Raw genomic sequence first — 16301 nt, forward strand, 5'->3', positions numbered from 1 at the left:
GGCTGGGGCGCGCGCGGCCGGGGCCGGGGGCGCGGCGGCCGGAGCGCGTGGCGGCTCCTGGCGGCTGAGGGCGTTGTGGGCGTCGGTGAGGCGCTTGAAGATGCGCTCCAGCCGGGCGCGGAAGCTGCCCAGGTTCTTGCCGAAGTAGCGGTCCGGGTGGAAGCGGCGGGAGGCGTTGTAATAGGCCTGCTTCACCTCCTGGGGGCTGGCGCCCCGGGCCACGCCCAGCACCGCGTGGTGGTCCATCCCGTCCAGCGAGCGCTCCATCTCGATGATGTCGCGCTTCTGCTCGGGATCCAGGTCCACCTCCTCCGCCATGGCGGCATCCACCACCGGGGCGGCGGCAGGGGCGCGCTGCACCACCCGGGCGGGCACGATGGCCCCCTTGGCGCGCAGCGACAGCAGCACCGCGATGGTGCGTGCCTCGCCCAGCGAGGAGCGGGACAGGACGGCGTCAATGCGCTCGACGCGGCCCACCAGCGCCAGCACCGAGCCCTCCTCCGGGCTGAGCTGGAGTCGGGCCGGGTCCAGGTGGGGCACCGTCGCGATGTGGTCGGTCCTGCCCCCCAGGCCGACGATGGGGTTGGGCGCGCTCAAGGTGTCACGTTCCGCAGGCTGGCGAATCCCCAAGTGTAGGTGTCCGGGAAGCAGGGCGTCAAACTTCCCGGGTCGCTGGGGCCCCTCCCCTTTTACAGCGTGGAGAGGACACGCTGGAGGATGCCCAGCGCTTCGTCCAGTTCCTTCCGGGAGATGATGAGGGGCGGGGCGAACCGGAGGGTGGTGTCCCCGGCGGCGTTCACCAGCAGGCCGGCCTCGCGCAGCTTCGCGATGACGGGGGCGACCTCCCGGTCCAGCTCCACGCCCAGGAGCAGCCCCAGCCCGCGCACGGCCTTGACGCGCCCTTCCGGCAGCGCGGCCTGGAGCGCGCGCGCGCCGGCGAGGAAGTGCTCCCCCTTGGCCTGCACGTCCGCCAGGAAGCCGGGCTGGCGCAGCAGCCGCATCACCACGTTGCCCGCGGCGGCGGACACCAGGTTGCCGCCGAAGGTGGAGCCGTGGGTGCCCGGGGTGAGGCTCACCGCCAGCTCCTCGCGGCACAGCATGGCGCCGATGGGCAGCCCGTTGCCCAGCGCCTTCGCCAGGCTGATGGCGTCCGGCCGGATGCCGTGGTGCATGAAGCCGAAGGGCTGGCCGGTGCGGCCCATGCCCGTCTGGACCTCGTCCACGAGCAGCAGCAGGCCCTGCTCGTCACAGAGGGCGCGCAGGCCCTGGAGGAAGCCCGGGGGCGCCAGGCGCACGCCGCCCTCGCCCTGGATGGGCTCCACCAGGATGGCGGCGGTATTGGGGCCAACGGCGCGGCGGACCGTGTCCACGTCACCGTAGGGCAGGTGCCGGAAGCCCTGGGGCAGCGGCTCGAAGCCTGCGTGGTACTTCGGCTGGCCGGTGGCGGTGACGGTGGCCAGCGTGCGGCCGTGGAAGCCCTTCTCGAAGGAGAGGATCTCGAAGCGCTCCGGCGTGCCCCGGTCCTTCATCACCTTGCGCGTCAGCTTGATGAGGGCCTCGTTGGCCTCCGCGCCGGAGTTGCAGAAGAACGCGCGCGGCAGCCCGGCCCAGTCGCTGAGCTGCTCGGCCAGGTCGATCTGCGGCTGCGAGTAGAACGCGTTGGAGACGTGCCACAGCGTGTCCAGCTGCGCCTTGGCCGCCGCGACCACCTCCGGGTGGCAGTGGCCCAGGGCGCACACGGCGATGCCGCCGATGCAGTCCAGGTACGCCTTGCCATCCGCGTCCCACACCCGGGTGCCCTGCCCGCGCACCAGCGCGATGGGTTGCTGCTTGTAGTTCTGCAGCAGGTGCTGCTTCGCCTTCTGGATGAGGGGTTCGTTGCCAGGGGCGGAGGCGGGAGACGGCGGCGGTTGCGACAAGGTGGTGTACCTCTCTCTTCTTGGGACGCGGTGGGCCAACGCGGCGGACCCTAGCGCGCTAGAGGATGTAGCGCGACAAGTCCTCGTCCTGGACGATGGCGCCCAGGCGCTCGCGCACGTAGGCGGCGTCCACCTGGAAGTCGCGCGGGCCCAGCTCGCTGGCGGTGAAGGACACCTCGTCCAGCAGGCGCTCCAGCACGGTGTGCAGCCGCCGAGCGCCGATGTTCTGCGTCCGCTCGTTGGCCTGCTGGGCGATGCGGGCGATCTCCGCCACCGCGTCGTCCGTGAAGGACAGGCGCACGCCCTCCGTGGCGAGCAGGGCGGTGTACTGGCGCATGAGCGAGTTCTTGGGCTCGCGCAGGATGCGCACCAGGTCGTCGCCGGACAGCGCCTCCAGCTCCACGCGGATGGGGAAGCGGCCCTGGAGCTCCGGGATGAGGTCCGACGGCTTGGAGACGTGGAACGCGCCCGCGGCGATGAAGAGCATGTGGTCCGTCTTCACCTGGCCGTACTTCGTGTTGACGGCCGAGCCCTCCACGATGGGCAGGATGTCGCGCTGGACGCCCTCGCGCGACACGTCCGGGCCCCCGCCGCCCTTGCCACCCTCGCGGCTGGCGATCTTGTCGATCTCGTCGATGAAGACGATGCCGCTGGACTCGGCGCGCGCCACGGCCTCGCGCTGGACGCGGTCCGGGTCCACCAGCTTCTGCGCTTCCTCCGCGCGCAGCACGTTCAAGGCTTCAGGGACGCGCAGCTTGCGCTTCCGGGTGTTCTTCATGCCCGGCATGTTCTTGAACAGGTCCTGGAGGTTGACGCCGATCTCCTCCATGCCCTGGCCGCTGAAGTTGCGCATGAAGGTGGGCGAGCTCTCGCTGGTCTCCACCTCCACGGTCTGATCATCCAGCGTGCCGGCGCGCAGCTGGGCGCGCAGCTTCTCCCGCTCGCTGTCGCCCAGCGGAGAGGGCGCGGAGGTGGGCGGGGGCGAGAAGCCGAACGGCGGCGACGACGTCGTGCGCGCCTGTCCGCCGTTCTTGATGAGGTCCATCAAGCGGTCCTCGGCCAGCTCCTCCGCGCGCGGCTTGACCTTCTCCGTCTCCTCCTCGCGCACGAGCGCGATGGCCGCTTCCACCAGGTCGCGGATCATCGACTCGACGTCGCGGCCCACGTAGCCCACTTCCGTGAACTTGCTGGCCTCCACCTTCACGAACGGAGCCTGGGACAGCTTCGCCAGGCGGCGGGCGATCTCCGTCTTCCCCACGCCGGTGGGGCCGATCATGATGATGTTCTTCGGGTAGATTTCATCCCGCAGGTCGTCCGGCACCTGCTGGCGGCGCCACCGGTTGCGCAGCGCGATGGCGACGGCGCGCTTGGCGTCGTTCTGCCCGACGATGTAGCGGTCCAGCTCGCTGACGACCTCGCGAGGCGTGAAGGCGGACAACTTGCGCGATTCGGCCACGGGGCGGTCCTCTCAGAGCTCTTCGTAGGTGACGTTGGAGTTCGTGTAGACGCAGATGTCCGCGGCGATGGCCATGGCCTGCGTGCAGATGTCACGGGCGGACAGCTGCGAGTGCGCCTGGAGGGCGCGTGCCGCGGCCAGCGCGTAGTGGCCGCCGGACCCCACGGCGGCGATGCCGTGGTCCGGTTCGATGATGTCGCCCGCGCCGGAGAGGATGAAGGTCTTCTCCTTGTCCGCGACGATGAGCAGCGCCTCCAGGCGGCGGAGGAAGCGGTCGGTGCGCCAGTCCTTGCCCAGCTCCACGCACGCGCGGGCCAGGTTCTTCTGGTGCTCCTTGAACTTGGCCTCGAAGCGCTCGAAGAGCGTGAACGCGTCCGCGGTGCTGCCCGCGAAGCCGGCGATGACCTGGCCGTCGCCGATGCGGCGCACCTTGCGCGCCGTGTTCTTCATGATGGTCTTGTCGAGACTGACCTGACCGTCGCCCGCGATGACGACCTTCCCTTCGCGGCGGACGCAGAGGATGGTGGTGCCGTGGAACATGACCGGGGGTTTAACAAGACCGCCCGCCCCCGACCCGTAAAAACGGCCTGGCTGTCCGCTCCCTCACCCTGGGGACGCGCTCAGGTCGCGGTCGCCTTCATCCAGCGGCCCACCAGCTTCACCAGGGCGGCCTTCTTCGCCTTCACCGTCTTCGCGTCCGGCAGCGTCACGACGCCCCGGTCCGGCGCCAGCCATTCCACGAGCCCCGAGTCGTCCTCGAAGGCGAAGCCCTGCGTGTCCTTCACCTTCGCGCCCCGGTGGAGGATGACCTGGAAGATGCCCTTGGGGGCCAGGCGGAACGTGGCGCGGTCGTCGCCGGAGTGGACGAAGCTGGGGGCCTTCCACTTGATGCGCTCGGTGATGCTGGCGTCGGAGGCCAGGATGGCCGCGCGCACGGCTTCGATCTCCGCCTTCAGCGGGTGTTCGAGCTCCGCCATGAACTGTTCGACTTCGTCAGCGCGGTTCGCCATGTCCTGCCTTCGTCACGCGCGCGGGTGCGCGGCGTCGTAGACCTCTTGCAGCTGTTCGAAGGTCACGTGGGTGTACTTCTGCGTGGTGGACAGGCTCGCGTGGCCCAGCAGCTCCTGGATGCTGCGGATGTCCGCGCCGCCGCCCAGCAGGTGCGTGGCGAACGAGTGGCGCATCGCGTGCGGGCTCACCTTGCGCGCCAGGGCCAGCTTGAGCACGTACGCGTCCAGGTGCCGCGCGATGCTCCGGGGAGTGAGGCGCCCGCCGCGGAAGTTGAGGAACAGCGCGTCCGGGTCCTGCCCGTCGTGCACCGTGGCCAGCAGCTCGCCGCGCCGCTTCAGGTACGCCTCCAGGGACTGGATGGCCTTCGCGTTGAGCGGCACCAGCCGCTCCTTGCTGCCCTTGCCCATCACCCGGACGATGCGGCTGCTGCGCTCCACGCCCAGCAGGTCCAGGCCGCACAGCTCGCTGATACGCAGGCCGCCGCCGTACAGCATCTCCAGGATGGCCTTGTCGCGAAGCCCCAGCACCGTGCTCACGTCCGGCATGTCGAGGATGGCGAAGACCTCCTCCACCGGCAGCACCTTGGGCAGCGACTTCGGCAGCTTGGGGCTCTTCACCAGCTTGGCGGGGCTGGCGGACAGGAGCTTCTGCCTCACGAGGTACTTGTAGAACGACTTGATGCTCGCCAGCCGCCGCGCGCGGCTAGAGGGCGCGTGGTCCACGCTGAGCGTGCCCAGGTAGCCGCGGATGGCCGCGTGCGAGCCCGCGAGCAGCGACAGCTTCATCCGCTCCACGAGGTAGCGCTCATAGTCCACCAGGTCGATGAGGTAGTTGCGCACCGTGTGAGGCGACGCGCCCTTCTCGCCTTCGAGGTGGTCCTTGAACTGCTGCAGCAGCGGGGACAGGGTCGACATGGTCGGGGAAGCCTAGGGGCCTCCCCGAGCCTCGCAAGATTCGCGTCGCTCCGCGAGCCCGCCCTACTTCGCGGGCGCCGGAGCGGGCGTGACGGGCACCACGGGAATGGCCCCCGCCGGAAGCTCCGTGGGCACCAGCTTGGGCAGGAGCACGCGGCAGGCGTCCTCGGACAGCCAGTGGTACGTGCACAGCCACTCCGTGACGGGCACGCGCACCTGCCAGCCCAGCACGAAGAGGATGAGCAGCGTGAGGCCAAGGCGGGCCCCCAGCGACATGCCGTCGCTCTCGTCGTCGTCCTGCGTGTGGCGCAGCGCCCCGCGCACCAGGTCCGCGCGGTCCACGCGCGCGCCCTTGGGCAGCTTCGGCTTGCGGGTGATGAGCGTCGCCACGCCCCGGGTGAGCATCAGCCGGTCGTTGAGCGCCCAGCCGGAGCCCTCCAGGAGCAGCGCCAGGTTGCGCCGGCGCAGCTTCATCCACCCGAGCAACCCCGCGGGCGCCATCACCACGATGGCCAGGATGGTCGCGGCGGTGATGACGTCCACCAGCGTGAGCGACTTCACCTGCGTGAGGATGAACGCCAGCGAGGAGCCCAGCGCCGCGAACGCGATGCCGCCCGCCGCGAGCACGCCCGCGATGCCACCGCCCGCCGGAGCTGCCGCGGGGGCCGCGGCCGCCGGAGCCGCCGGGGGCGGAGGCGCGGTCACCGTCTGCTTGTAGCCGGACTCCAGCGAGGCATCGAAGTCCTTCTCACCGGAAGCGGCCAGCCCCTCCACCTTGCTGGTGATGAACGCGCCGATGCGCATGAACGGCATCGTCATCGACTCCCAGAGCGACACGGGCTGGCGGACGATCTGCGTGACGATGGCGTCGGATTCCTTGCCGTCCACGTCGTAGAATACGCCGCGCTTGCCCACGACAAGCTCCGTGCTGCGGCCGGCGGTGACGGGCACCGCTACCTCGTAGGCATCCGTCGCGTCCCGGGGCATCACCTTCACGTAGAGGATGCAGGTGGTCCCCTGCCCCGTCAGCGCCGCGTGCGCAGGGCGGTCCGTCACCAGCACGGACAGCGTGTACTTGCGCCCGCCCAGGATGAGCGTGCCCTTCTCCATCAGCGCCCGCCGCTTGGGCAGGTACAGGTTGGGCATGCTGATGAAGTTGTTGGAGAACAGCAGCAGCCAGCGCTGGTACAGCACCAGCCGCTCCAACTCAGCGATGACGTCCAGCGTGGGCTTGAGCGACAGGTCCTCGCGGCTCACGGCCTCGATGGCGTCCAGGTCCTCGTCCGACACCGTTCCCAGCGTGTCCGCCACCGCGTGCAGCGCGCTCGCGTCGCGCTTCGCCTGCCAGCCGAGGATGGCCTCCGCCTTCGCGGACAGCTCGCGCCAGGCCGTGTCCGTCAGCTTCACGCCGTCGCCCAGCAGCGGCGTCGCGACCTCCTGATGGAAAGCCTCCAGCTTCTCGTAGCCGGCGCCGCGATACAGCCGCGCCCACACCAGCACGCCAGAGGGGTCCGGCGGCGCGATGGGCAGCTCGTTCGCGGCCTTGCCCATGGCGCCCAGGTCGCCCAGCGCGCCCTCCACGCGGTCCGCGCGCAGGCGCAGGCTGGCGGCGGCCTCCGGCTGCGCGGCCACCAGCCGGCACTGCACGAAGTAGCCATCCAAAAGCGGCGCCACGTCGTGGACGCGCTTCGCCTGCTCCAGGCTCGCCGTGCCCCAGGAGAACACCGCGTCCCGGCCGCCCAGGTGCGTGAGCAGCGCCGCGCGCTCCTCGCGGAAGCGCTTCACCAGGCCCACGTCCACGCCCGCCAGGCCCGCGCGGTTCGTCAGCGGCGGGAAGGCCGCGATGATGGACTGGGCCAGGGGCCGCAGCCGCTCCGGCAGGGACACCGGCGCGATGATGCCGTCGCCGTTCTTGCCCGCGTCGCGCAGCGCCTTGTCGCTGGTGCGCAGTTGCTCCAGCGACAGGCGCGTGGTGTCCGGCGCGTTGAGCGTGCGCAGCACCAGCTCCGCCGCGCCCTTGAGGTTGTTCGCGGTGTCGGAGAGCGCGGACAGCTCCAGCACGTCGCTGCCCTCGTCCGCGCCCTTGCGGTCCTTCAGCCGCGCCGCCGTCCAGTCCACCGCGGCGCGCAACTCCTCCACCCGGATGCGGCGGTTGCCGTCCGCGTCCATCAGCGCGAGGAAGCGCGGATCACACGCGATGCCTTCCATGGGGCACGCGAGCGCCATCCACTGCGTCGCGGGAATCCTCACCGCCTCGGTGAGGGTGTTGAAGTCGGGGATGTCGACCTGGAGCGAGCCGCCGTAGCGGCGATAGACGAGCTGTGCCATTCGGCGCGCGAAGACAGCACACCCCGTCCGGGTGTGCACGCCTCAACGTCCCGCCCCTCCCGGGAAGGAAGGCCCTGGCGGCCCTCCCGTCCCTGGGTCAACCGCTACTGCGCTGCGGCGACGGCGCTGTACACGCCGGGGTTCTGCCCCTGGCTGATGATGTAGACGGCCCGCGCGTCGTCCTTGCCCGCGAAGTACACCGGCACCTGGACGCCCTGGTCGAGCGTCTTCCGCGCCCCCGACTTCACGTCGTAGACGGCCACGTCGTAGGTGTCCGAGTCCATGCGCGCGTACGTCGCGAGCACGCGAGCCCCGTCCTCGGAGATCTTGTAGCTGAAGATGCCCTGCAGCCACGTCTTCGCCTCGGCCTGCTTCTCACCCAGGTCCACGGCCTTGAAGTCACACGCGCGGCCGTTGCGGATGCAGTTGGTGCGGAACACCACCGCGGTGTTGTTCGGCGCGAAGCCGTAGCCGAACACGCCCGGCTGCACCTTCTCCGCCTTCTCCTGGCCCAGCACGTACAGCATCAGGTCCACGGAGAACACCGGCTTCACGAAGCGCGACAGGAACGCCACGTAGCGGCTGTCCGAGCCCCACACGAAGTTGGGCACCCGGTCCCCCACGCGCTTGGGCGCGCCATCCGGCAGCGACGCCACGCCCAGGAAGCCCGCGCGCGACGGCTGGTCGTACTTCTCCAGGAAGGCCACCGCCTTGGAGTCCGGCGCGAAAGCCATCTCCTCCACGGCCTCGCCCACCTTGCGCCCCGCGCCTCCGGACGCCGGGCCCACGTACAGGTCGCCCAGCTGCTCCGGCTTGCCGTTCTCCGTGCGCGCCAGCCACTGGCCGTCCGGCGAGAAGCCGAACGTCTTCGTGCCGGTCGCGAGCTTCGTCCCCTTCAGCGCGGGCACGTCCGCGAGGAACAGGTCATACATCCCGCGCACGGCCTCGCTGCGCACCTGGTAGGCCACGTGCTTGCCGTCGGAGGACACCTGGTAGTCGCCCACCTGATCCGCCAGCTTGCGCGGCGGCTCGTTGGCGCCCACCGTCACCGCCGCCAGCCCGCCCGCCGCCGACAGCCGGCGCTTGAAGAGCAGCGTCTTGCCGTCCGGCGTGAACTGCGCGGTGCTCACCTCGCCCGCCACGTCCTGGAACGGCCCCTGCGGCAGCTTGCCCAGCTTCAGCGTGCCCGCGTCCACGAAGGCCACGTGCACCCCGTCCGGCGACGGCAGCAGGTAGCTCACCGCCGTGCCCAGCTTCACCGGCTCCGCCGCCGCGTCCGCGAGCGACAGCACGTTCAGCTCGCCGGACTGCGAGGCCGGGTTGTAGCCCGTCACGTACAAGAGGTGCTTCGAGTCCTGGGAGAACAGCAGGCTGCCCGGCACGTTCGTCACGCCGTCGCCCAGCGCGCGCGCCTTGCCGCCCGCCACCGGAACGACGTGCAGCGACCCCACCAGCATCTGCGGCGGGATGCCGTCCAGCCGGGGCTTCTGCCCGTTGAGCAGGAACGTGGCGTACTGCCCGTCCGGAGAAAGGCGCAGGTCCGCCGCGCGGCCCGGCGCGAGCAACTGCCCCTGCCCGCCCACCACCGCGGTGCCCTTCGCCGCGCTGCGGACCGTGTCGCCCTGCGCGGCGCTGCGCTGGGAGGGCGGCGCGTTGTTGTCCTCGCCCTTCTTGCACCCCGACAACGCCAGCAGGGCCACCAGGCCCACCATCCCAGATCGCTTCATGCGCTCGTCTGTCCTTCCGTCTGGGCGACAACGCCCGCGAGTGGCAGCCAGGCCGCCAGGTCCTGCTTCGCCCGCGCCGAGTAGGCCGCGCGCTTGTCCGCCTTCTTCATCCGCCCCGACAGGGGCGGGAACAGGCCGTAGATGACGTTGGTGGGCTGGTGCGGATGATCCGGCGGGTGCGCTTCCCCGGTGAGGTGCCGGTACAGCGAGCCCAGCGCCGTCGTCGCCGGGGGCGGCACGAACGGGGTGCCCGTCAGCCGCGCGTGCACCGCCAGCGCCACCATGTAGCCGCACGCCGCGCTCTCCACGTAGCCCTCCACGCCCGTCACCTGTCCCGCGAAGAACACCCGCCGCTCCGTCTTCAACGACAGGTCCTCCGCCAGCAGGCGGGGCGAGTCGATGAACGTGTTGCGGTGGATCTGCCCCATCCGCAGGAACTCCGCATTCTGGAGCCCCGGGATGCACGTGCTGAAGATGCGCTTCTGTTCACCCCACGTCAGACGCGTCTGGAAGCCCACCATGTTCCAGGCCGTGCCCGCCCGGTCCTCCATGCGCAGCTGCACCACCGCGTAGGGGTCCGTCCCCGTGCGAGGGTCCTTCAGCCCCACCGGCTTCATGGGCCCGAAGGCCAGCGTGTCGTCTCCGCGCTCCGCCATCACCTCGATGGGCAGACACCCTTCGAAGTATTTCGGTTCCTCGAAGCTGTGCGGCACCACCTTCTGGCCCGCCTTCACCTCGTTGACGAAGCGGTAGTACTCGTCCTTCGTCATGGGCAGGTTGAGGTAGTCATCCCCGCCGCCCTTGCCGTAGCGGCTCTGGCGGAAGGCGATGTCCAGGTCGATGGAGTCCCCGGACAGGATGGGCGCGATGGAGTCGTAGAAGTAGAGCTTCGTGCCCACGTGGCGCTCCAGGTCCGCCGTGAGCGCCTCCGACGTCAGCGGCCCCGTCGCCACCACCACCACGCCGTCCTCCGGCAACCGCTCCACCTCACCGCCCACCAGCTCCACGCCCGCGCCGGACACCAGCCGCGTCGTGATTTCGCGCGAGAAGCCCTCGCGCTCCACCGCCAGCGCGTCGCCCGCGGGCACGCGGTGCAGGTCCGCGCTGGAGAGCACCAGCGAGCCCAGCGCGCGCAGTTCCGCGTGCAAGAGGCCAATGGCGCTCTCCGGGTTGTCCGAGCGCAGCGAGTTGCTGCACACCAGCTCCGCGAGCGTGTCCGACTTGTGCGCGGGGGAGCGCTTGTGCGGCTTCATCTCCCGCAGCACCACCGGCACACCGCGCCGCGCCAGCTGGTACGCGCACTCCGTCCCCGCCAGGCCGCCGCCAATCACCGTCACCCGCTGCTGCTTCACGTCCGACATGCATGCCTCCGGGCCCCCTCGTACCGGGTGCCCAAAGGGCCCTGTTAGCAGAGAGGCCACGCCCTTTCACGTCCGCCCGCCTGCCCTGCGTCCCACCATGCGTGCGGAATGGGAGGCGAGGTTTCCCCACCTGGGATCCAACCCTAGGTTTCTCGCGGTCTTCGCTCGGGACGAGGAAGCGTCCGGGCGAGCGCCCTTCAACCGCGAATCTGGGATGGGAGTGTCGCAGCCATGAGCCGAGCCAACGACTTGCTGAAGATCCGCAGCCTGCTGCAGGAGCGCCGCAGGACGACCGAGACCGCCCAGGCGGGCGCCCGCCGCGAGCTGGCCGCGCTGAAGGATCAGGAGCGGGATCCGGAGTACGAGGAGCAGGCGCAGGCGGAGCTGGCGGACTACACGCTGTCCACGCTGATTGAAGCGCAGCGCCGGGAGATCATGCTCATCGACGCCGCGCTGAGCCGCATGGACAACGACGTGTTCGGCGAGTGCGTGGACTGCGGCAACGAAATCTCGCTGGATCGGCTGGAGGCCATGCCCTTCGCCATCCGCTGTGAGGAGGACGCCGCCCTGCACGAGCAGGAGACGCGAGAGGCCGCGCGCCACACGGGCAGCCTGTCCCTCTAGCCAAGCCGTTCAAGCGCTCCCCCGTGCGTCCATCCCGCGCCGGGGGAGTCGTGCGTCCGGCGGCTACTCGCTGTCGCGCTGGAGCACGATGAAGCGATAGTTCTGCAGCTCGTTCTCGCCCGCCGTGTAGAGCACCGTGAGCAGCAGGTCGTACGGGACCATCTTGTCCGCGATGACCGACAGCTCGTGGGTGAACGGGGCCGCCGGATTGCGGTCCGCGATGAACTTGAGCTTCTGCACTTCCTTCTTCAGCTGCGCATCCAGCCCCATCACCAGGCGCCCCTGCAGCTGGGCCTCCGGGATGCGGCCGTCCTTCAGCCGCACCACTTCACGGTCCCCCACCAGGATGTTCTTGGGGGTGATGGTGATGGCCACCGTGTCCTTGGGCGTGGCGCGCGTGGAGGACACCGGCGGCCGGACGTCCTCCGACGCGGTGATGGCCGCGGAGGACGACGCGAAGGACTTCAGCAGGAACACCAGGATGATGGTCATCATGTCCATCATCGCGGTGATGTTGAGTTCCTTCACCTCGCTGGCGGCCTCGCGCTCCTTGCGCTTCTTGCGCGTGAGGGCCCGGCGGTAGCGCATGCGCGCGAGCTGCTCGGCTTCTTCGGCGGACAGGGGCGCGGATTCGGACATGGCTAGAGGACGCCCAGGGTGACGTCGGGGAAGAGCAGCTTGCGCTCGGCGGCGGTGCCCGCCGTCTCACGCAGGGCGTCCATCGTCTGGATCAGCGCCTCGTAGGGGATGTCCGGATCCGCCGCGACGATGACCTTCGTCTCCTGCGGGAAGGCGGCCTTGAGCTTCACCATCCGCGCGGTGAGCGCCGCGAAGTCGTGCGTGCCGTCCGCGCGCAGCGGCACCGTGGGCGCCCCACCCTCCGCGGGCGCGGCCTCCGGGCTGTTGCCCCGCACGAAGAGCCCCTTGTGGGAGATGAGCACGGACAGGTTCAGCTTGGGCGCGTCCGCGTCCCCCTGCCCCACGCCCGCCGTGGCGCCATAGCTGGGCGCGTTCACGTTGAGGGCGCCAAAGGCGGTGAGCCCCGTGATGGACAGCAGCATGAAGATGATGAGGTTCATGAGGATGTCGAGGTACGGGACGATGTTCAGCTCGCCCCCCTCTTCCTCTTCCCTCGGCTTCAGCTTGCGGCGCGAGTAGTGGAACGCCATGGCGTGTCCGGTGCCGTGCTGCGGCTTACGACGCGGCGCGGACGTCGGAGTCCGCGGGGACGACTTCCAGCGAGCCCCGGCGCGACAGCAGGTTCTCCAGCTTCAGCGCGTTGAGCTCCACCAGCTCCACCATGTTCTTGGCGTAGTTGCTGAAGAACAGGTGCGCCACGATGCAGAGCACCGCGATGGAGAGGCCGAAGCCCGTGTTGTACATGGCCTCCGAGATGCCGTTGGAGAGCAGCGCCTGCTTCTGCTCCGCCGGCACGTTGCCCAGCGCGCGGAAGGTGCCGATGAGGCCCACGATGGTGCCCACGAGGCCCACCAGCGTCGCGATGTTCGCGAGCGACCACAGCCACTGCACGCGGCGCGAGACGTGAGGCGTGTACTCCGCCAGCGCCTCCTCCACCGCCTTGGCCACTTCCAGCTCACCCCGGTTCGCGTTGATGAGCCCCGCGCGGATGACGCGGGCCAGGGGCGAGCGCGGCGCCATGCCGCAGAACTTCACCGCGCGGTCCAGGTTGCCGCCGCGGACCATCTTGTGGACCTGCTCGATGAACGCCGTCGCGTTCAGGCGGTAGCGGTAGAGCAGCGTCACCGCGCGCTCGCCGATGACGGCCAGCGAGGCGGCCAGCCAGAACAGGTTCACGAACATGAACGGGCCGCCGGCCTTGAACGCGCCGACGATGAAGTCCCCCAGGCCTCCGGAAGAAGCATGGCCCGCCGCGGCGGGGGCGGCCTCGGCCACCACCACGCGCAGCAACTCACTGACAGAGGGAATCATCGCGGATCGCGTCCTTTCGCTGCCCCCCGCGCGCACCCCTGCCGCTAAACGGGCAGGAGGCTGCGATCACGGGCCAGGAGCAATCCGGACTTCTAGGGCTTCGCCCGCGAGGGTGTCAAGCCAGGGGGCCGAGCGTACCCCCCTGGAATGACTGGGCTTTTGCGCTCAAGCTTCCACGGTGGGCGTGGGAGCAGGCGCGGCCTCCACGGAAGCCCCCGGAATGGCTGGCTCCACCACCTCGCGGCGGTAGTCGCATTCCTTGTTCGGGCAGGCGATGTAGGCGCCGTCCCGCTTGGAGAACTTCTGCAGGAGGTAGGGCGACGCGCACTGCGGGCACTGCTCCGCGAGCGGCCGGTCCCACGCGGCGAACTTGCACTCCGGATACCGGTTGCAGCCGAAGAAGATCTTCCCGCGTCCGCTGCGGCGCTCGGTGAGGTAGCCCACCTTGCACTCCGGGCAGTTGACGCCGATGGAGATGGGCTTGGACGTCTTGCAGTCCGGGTAGCCCGAGCACGCCATGAAGCGCCCGAAGCGGCCGCGCTTGATCACCATGGGCTTGCCGCACTTCTCGCACTTCTCGTCCGTGGTCTCCTCCTCCACGATGACGATCTTCCCCTCCGCGTCCCGCTTGAAGTCCTTGGTGTTCTTGCAGTCGGGGTAGTTCGAGCACGCGAGGAAGTGGCCCATCTTCCCGAACTTGATGACGAACGGGTTGCCGCACTTCTCGCAGGCGATGTCGGTCTTGATCTCCTCGCGCTTGACGTCGCGCATCTCCGCTTCGGCCTTCTCCAGGGTCTCCTTGAAGGGCCCGTAGAAGTCGTGCAGCACCGTCTTCCAGGACGCGCCGCCGTCGGAGATCTGGTCCAGCTTCTCTTCCATGCTGGCCGTGAACGACACGTCCAGCTCATGGGGGAAGTGCTTCACCAGGAGCTCGTTGGTCATCTGGCCCAGGTCCGTGGGACGGAAGCGGCTCTCCAGCTTCTCCACGTACTTCTTGTCCTGGATGTTGGAGAGGATGGCCGCGTACGTGGACGGACGCCCGATGCCGCGCTCCTCCAGCTCCTTCACCAGCGTGGCCTCGCTGAAGCGCGGGGGCGGCTGGGTGAAGTGCTGCTCGTTGAGCAGCTTGTCCAGCGTGAGGACCTCGCCCTCGTTGAGCGGGGGCAGTTCGCCCACCACGTCCTCGGCGCCCTCTTCACCGGCGGCCTTGGCCTTGTCGCGCTCGGACTCCTCTTCCGGCGTGAGGCCGGCGCCGTAGACGCCCAGGTAGCCGGGGAACTTCAGGGTGCTGCCGGACGCGCGGAAGGTGGCGCGGCCCGCGGTGATGTCCGCGGCGGTCTGGTCATACACGGCGGGCTTCATCTGGCACGCGACGAAGCGGTTCCAGATGAGCTCGTAGAGCCGGAACATGTCCAGCTCGTCCATGGCGTCGAAGAAGGGACGCACGCGCTCGGGCGGGTACTCCAGGGACGTGGGGCGGATGGCCTCGTGCGCGTCCTGGGCGCTCTTGCGGCTCTTGTAGACCATGGGCTCCGGCGGCAGGTAGTCCGCGCCGTACTTCTGGCCAATGAACTCGCGCACCTGCGTCACGGCATCGTCGGACAGACGCGTGGAGTCCGTGCGCATGTACGTGATGAGCGCCGTCTGGCCCTCCTCACCCAGCGGCACGCCTTCGTACAGCTTCTGCGCCAGCGTCATCGTCTTCTTGGCGGTGAAGTGCAGCCGGTTCGCCGCCTCCTGCTGGAGCTTGGAGGTGATGAAGGGCGCGGGCGCGTTGCGCCGGCGCTCCTTGCGGTCCACCTTCGTCACGGTGAAGGGGGCGTCCTTCAGCTCCGCGACGAGCCCGTCCGTGGTGGCGCGGTCCTTGAGCTCCACCTTCTTGCCGTCCACGCGGGACAGCTTCGCCTTGAAGGGCGGCGGCCCCTGCGGACCCTGCACCAGCGCGTCCAGCGTCCAGTACTCCTCGGGCTGGAAGGCCTTGATCTCCGCCTCGCGCTCCACAATCAGGCGCACCGCGACGGACTGCACGCGGCCGGCGGACAGGCCGCGGCGGATCTTCTTCCAGAGCAGCGGCGAGATTTGATAGCCGACGAGCCGGTCGAGGATGCGCCGGGTCTGCTGCGAGTCGTAGTTGTCCTGGTTGAGCTCACGCGGCTGCGCGATGGCGTCCTGCACGGCGCGCTTGGTGATCTCGTTGAAGGTCACGCGGAGCGAGTCCGGGTGGCCCAGCTCCTCCTTGATGTGCCAGGCGATGGCCTCGCCCTCGCGGTCGGGGTCCGTCGCCAGGAAGACGCGGTCCACCGTCTTGGCCATCTTCTTCAGCTCGTTGAGGACCTTCTCCTTGCCCTTGATGACCGTGTACTCGGGCTTGAAGTCGTCCTCCACGTCGACGCCAATCTTGCTCTTGGGCAGATCCTTCACGTGCCCCACGGACGCCTTCACCGTGTAGCCGGTGCCCAGGTACTTCTTGATGGTCTTGGCCTTGGCGGGAGACTCCACCACGACCAGGTAGTGCGGGCCCTTGCCACGGCGCTCGGGCACTTCTTCTTCGGCCTCCGCGTCCGCGTCCACGGTGGGCAGTTCGTCGCCATCCGCGCCACGGCGGCGGGCGGCGGTCTTCTTCTTCGCGGTGACCTTCTTCGCCGCCGTCTTCTTCTTGGCCGCCTTCTTGGCCGCCGGCTTCTTCGCGGCCGCCTTCTTGGGCGTCTCCTCCCCCGCCGCCGCCTCCGTCTGCGCCGCCTGTGTCTTCTTCCGCGTGGCCATGTCTCTCCTACCTCGAACTGCCTCTAGACCTTCTCGTACCGTTTACCCGGGTGCTGGACCACCAGCCCCGACAATTCCAACTCCACCAGGGCGCTCGTGAGCGCCGCGGGCGACAGCGGGCTTGCGGCGAGCACCTCGTCGAACGAACGGGGGACCCGGTCCAACAGCCCGTAGGCCCCGCGCGCTTCCACCGACAGCGCCTCCCACCACCCTGCATCCCGCCCCGCCGGCACCGCACGGACCGGGTG

At 69.6% G+C, this 16301-nt stretch carries 15 protein-coding genes; 1 reads left to right on the forward strand and 14 read right to left on the reverse strand.

Annotated features, from left to right (window positions below; all coding sequences use genetic code 11):
• The 9 genes from D7W79_RS24625 to trmFO all read right to left on the reverse strand — a co-directional run.
• Nucleotides 1–597 (reverse strand): J domain-containing protein (locus tag D7W79_RS24625; RefSeq protein WP_147442038.1); only part of this gene is annotated, 597 nt, incomplete at its 3' end.
• A 92-nt stretch (nucleotides 598–689) separates the two neighbouring features.
• A complete protein-coding gene (locus D7W79_RS24630; RefSeq protein WP_120527841.1) occupies nucleotides 690–1919 on the reverse strand; it encodes an aspartate aminotransferase family protein in 1230 nt (409 codons plus the stop codon).
• 58 nt (nucleotides 1920–1977) lie between these two features.
• Nucleotides 1978–3375 (reverse strand): ATP-dependent protease ATPase subunit HslU, encoded by a 1398-nt coding sequence (hslU, locus tag D7W79_RS24635; protein WP_120527842.1) that lies wholly within the window; start codon nucleotides 3373–3375, stop codon nucleotides 1978–1980.
• Nucleotides 3376–3387: 12 nt separating this feature from the next.
• Nucleotides 3388–3915, reverse strand: a complete 528-nt coding sequence (hslV, locus tag D7W79_RS24640; protein ID WP_120527843.1) for an ATP-dependent protease subunit HslV — start codon at nucleotides 3913–3915, stop codon at nucleotides 3388–3390.
• A gap of 80 nt (nucleotides 3916–3995) precedes the next feature.
• Nucleotides 3996–4385: a DUF1801 domain-containing protein gene (locus tag D7W79_RS24645; protein ID WP_244221942.1), complete on the reverse strand. Its 390-nt coding sequence runs from the start codon at nucleotides 4383–4385 to the stop codon at nucleotides 3996–3998.
• A 12-nt stretch (nucleotides 4386–4397) separates the two neighbouring features.
• Complete coding sequence (locus D7W79_RS24650; RefSeq protein WP_120527844.1) at nucleotides 4398–5300, reverse strand: tyrosine recombinase XerC; 903 nt, start codon at nucleotides 5298–5300, stop codon at nucleotides 4398–4400.
• 63 nt (nucleotides 5301–5363) lie between these two features.
• The gene (locus tag D7W79_RS24655; RefSeq protein WP_120527845.1) at nucleotides 5364–7628 is read right to left on the reverse strand and encodes a kinesin; all 2265 of its coding nucleotides are present in this window, start codon (nucleotides 7626–7628) and stop codon (nucleotides 5364–5366) included.
• A gap of 104 nt (nucleotides 7629–7732) precedes the next feature.
• Nucleotides 7733–9355: an alpha/beta hydrolase gene (locus tag D7W79_RS24660; RefSeq protein ID WP_120527846.1), complete on the reverse strand. Its 1623-nt coding sequence runs from the start codon at nucleotides 9353–9355 to the stop codon at nucleotides 7733–7735.
• A complete protein-coding gene (gene trmFO, locus D7W79_RS24665) occupies nucleotides 9352–10716 on the reverse strand; it encodes a methylenetetrahydrofolate--tRNA-(uracil(54)-C(5))-methyltransferase (FADH(2)-oxidizing) TrmFO (protein WP_120527847.1) in 1365 nt (454 codons plus the stop codon). The genes D7W79_RS24660 and trmFO overlap by 4 nt, the downstream gene beginning before the upstream one ends.
• Nucleotides 10717–10947: 231 nt before the next feature.
• On the opposite strand from trmFO, the gene D7W79_RS24670 reads away from it, so the two are divergent.
• Complete coding sequence (locus tag D7W79_RS24670) at nucleotides 10948–11340, forward strand: TraR/DksA family transcriptional regulator (protein ID WP_120527848.1); 393 nt, start codon at nucleotides 10948–10950, stop codon at nucleotides 11338–11340.
• A 63-nt stretch (nucleotides 11341–11403) separates the two neighbouring features.
• Here the strand turns inward: D7W79_RS24670 and D7W79_RS24675 are convergent, their stop codons facing one another.
• The 5 genes from D7W79_RS24675 to D7W79_RS24695 form a co-directional block, all read right to left on the reverse strand.
• Nucleotides 11404–11979, reverse strand: a complete 576-nt coding sequence (locus D7W79_RS24675) for an ExbD/TolR family protein (RefSeq protein WP_120527849.1) — start codon at nucleotides 11977–11979, stop codon at nucleotides 11404–11406.
• 2 nt (nucleotides 11980–11981) lie between these two features.
• On the reverse strand, nucleotides 11982–12509 hold the full coding sequence (locus D7W79_RS24680; RefSeq protein ID WP_120527850.1) for an ExbD/TolR family protein: 528 nt from the start codon (nucleotides 12507–12509) through the stop codon (nucleotides 11982–11984).
• Nucleotides 12510–12534: 25 nt separating this feature from the next.
• On the reverse strand, nucleotides 12535–13290 hold the full coding sequence (locus D7W79_RS24685) for a MotA/TolQ/ExbB proton channel family protein (protein ID WP_120527851.1): 756 nt from the start codon (nucleotides 13288–13290) through the stop codon (nucleotides 12535–12537).
• A 165-nt stretch (nucleotides 13291–13455) separates the two neighbouring features.
• Entirely contained in the window at nucleotides 13456–16053 is a 2598-nt protein-coding gene (gene topA, locus D7W79_RS24690) for a type I DNA topoisomerase (protein ID WP_120527852.1), read from the reverse strand.
• A gap of 23 nt (nucleotides 16054–16076) precedes the next feature.
• The coding region (locus D7W79_RS24695) for a DprA-like winged helix domain-containing protein (protein ID WP_500681244.1) at nucleotides 16077–16301 on the reverse strand (225 nt) is incomplete at its 5' end.

The organism is Corallococcus exercitus (assembly GCF_003611585.1).
GTDB classification, from domain to species: Bacteria; Myxococcota; Myxococcia; order Myxococcales; family Myxococcaceae; genus Corallococcus; species Corallococcus exercitus.

What these genes read in the sequence shown, in the direction of transcription:
- hslV (WP_120527843.1), bottom strand. Translation starts at nt 3,915, where the DNA reads ATGTTCCACGGCACCACCATCCTCTGCGTCCGCCGCGAAGGGAAGGTC.
- D7W79_RS24675 (WP_120527849.1), bottom strand. Translation starts at nt 11,979, where the DNA reads ATGTCCGAATCCGCGCCCCTGTCCGCCGAAGAAGCCGAGCAGCTCGCG.
- D7W79_RS24655 (WP_120527845.1), bottom strand. Translation starts at nt 7,628, where the DNA reads ATGGCACAGCTCGTCTATCGCCGCTACGGCGGCTCGCTCCAGGTCGAC.
- trmFO (WP_120527847.1), bottom strand. Translation starts at nt 10,716, where the DNA reads ATGTCGGACGTGAAGCAGCAGCGGGTGACGGTGATTGGCGGCGGCCTG.
- D7W79_RS24650 (WP_120527844.1), bottom strand. Translation starts at nt 5,300, where the DNA reads ATGTCGACCCTGTCCCCGCTGCTGCAGCAGTTCAAGGACCACCTCGAA.
- topA (WP_120527852.1), bottom strand. Translation starts at nt 16,053, where the DNA reads ATGGCCACGCGGAAGAAGACACAGGCGGCGCAGACGGAGGCGGCGGCG.
- D7W79_RS24680 (WP_120527850.1), bottom strand. Translation starts at nt 12,509, where the DNA reads ATGGCGTTCCACTACTCGCGCCGCAAGCTGAAGCCGAGGGAAGAGGAA.
- D7W79_RS24660 (WP_120527846.1), bottom strand. Translation starts at nt 9,355, where the DNA reads ATGAAGCGATCTGGGATGGTGGGCCTGGTGGCCCTGCTGGCGTTGTCG.
- D7W79_RS24670 (WP_120527848.1), top strand. Translation starts at nt 10,948, where the DNA reads ATGAGCCGAGCCAACGACTTGCTGAAGATCCGCAGCCTGCTGCAGGAG.
- D7W79_RS24685 (WP_120527851.1), bottom strand. Translation starts at nt 13,290, where the DNA reads ATGATTCCCTCTGTCAGTGAGTTGCTGCGCGTGGTGGTGGCCGAGGCC.
- D7W79_RS24645 (WP_244221942.1), bottom strand. Translation starts at nt 4,385, where the DNA reads ATGGCGAACCGCGCTGACGAAGTCGAACAGTTCATGGCGGAGCTCGAA.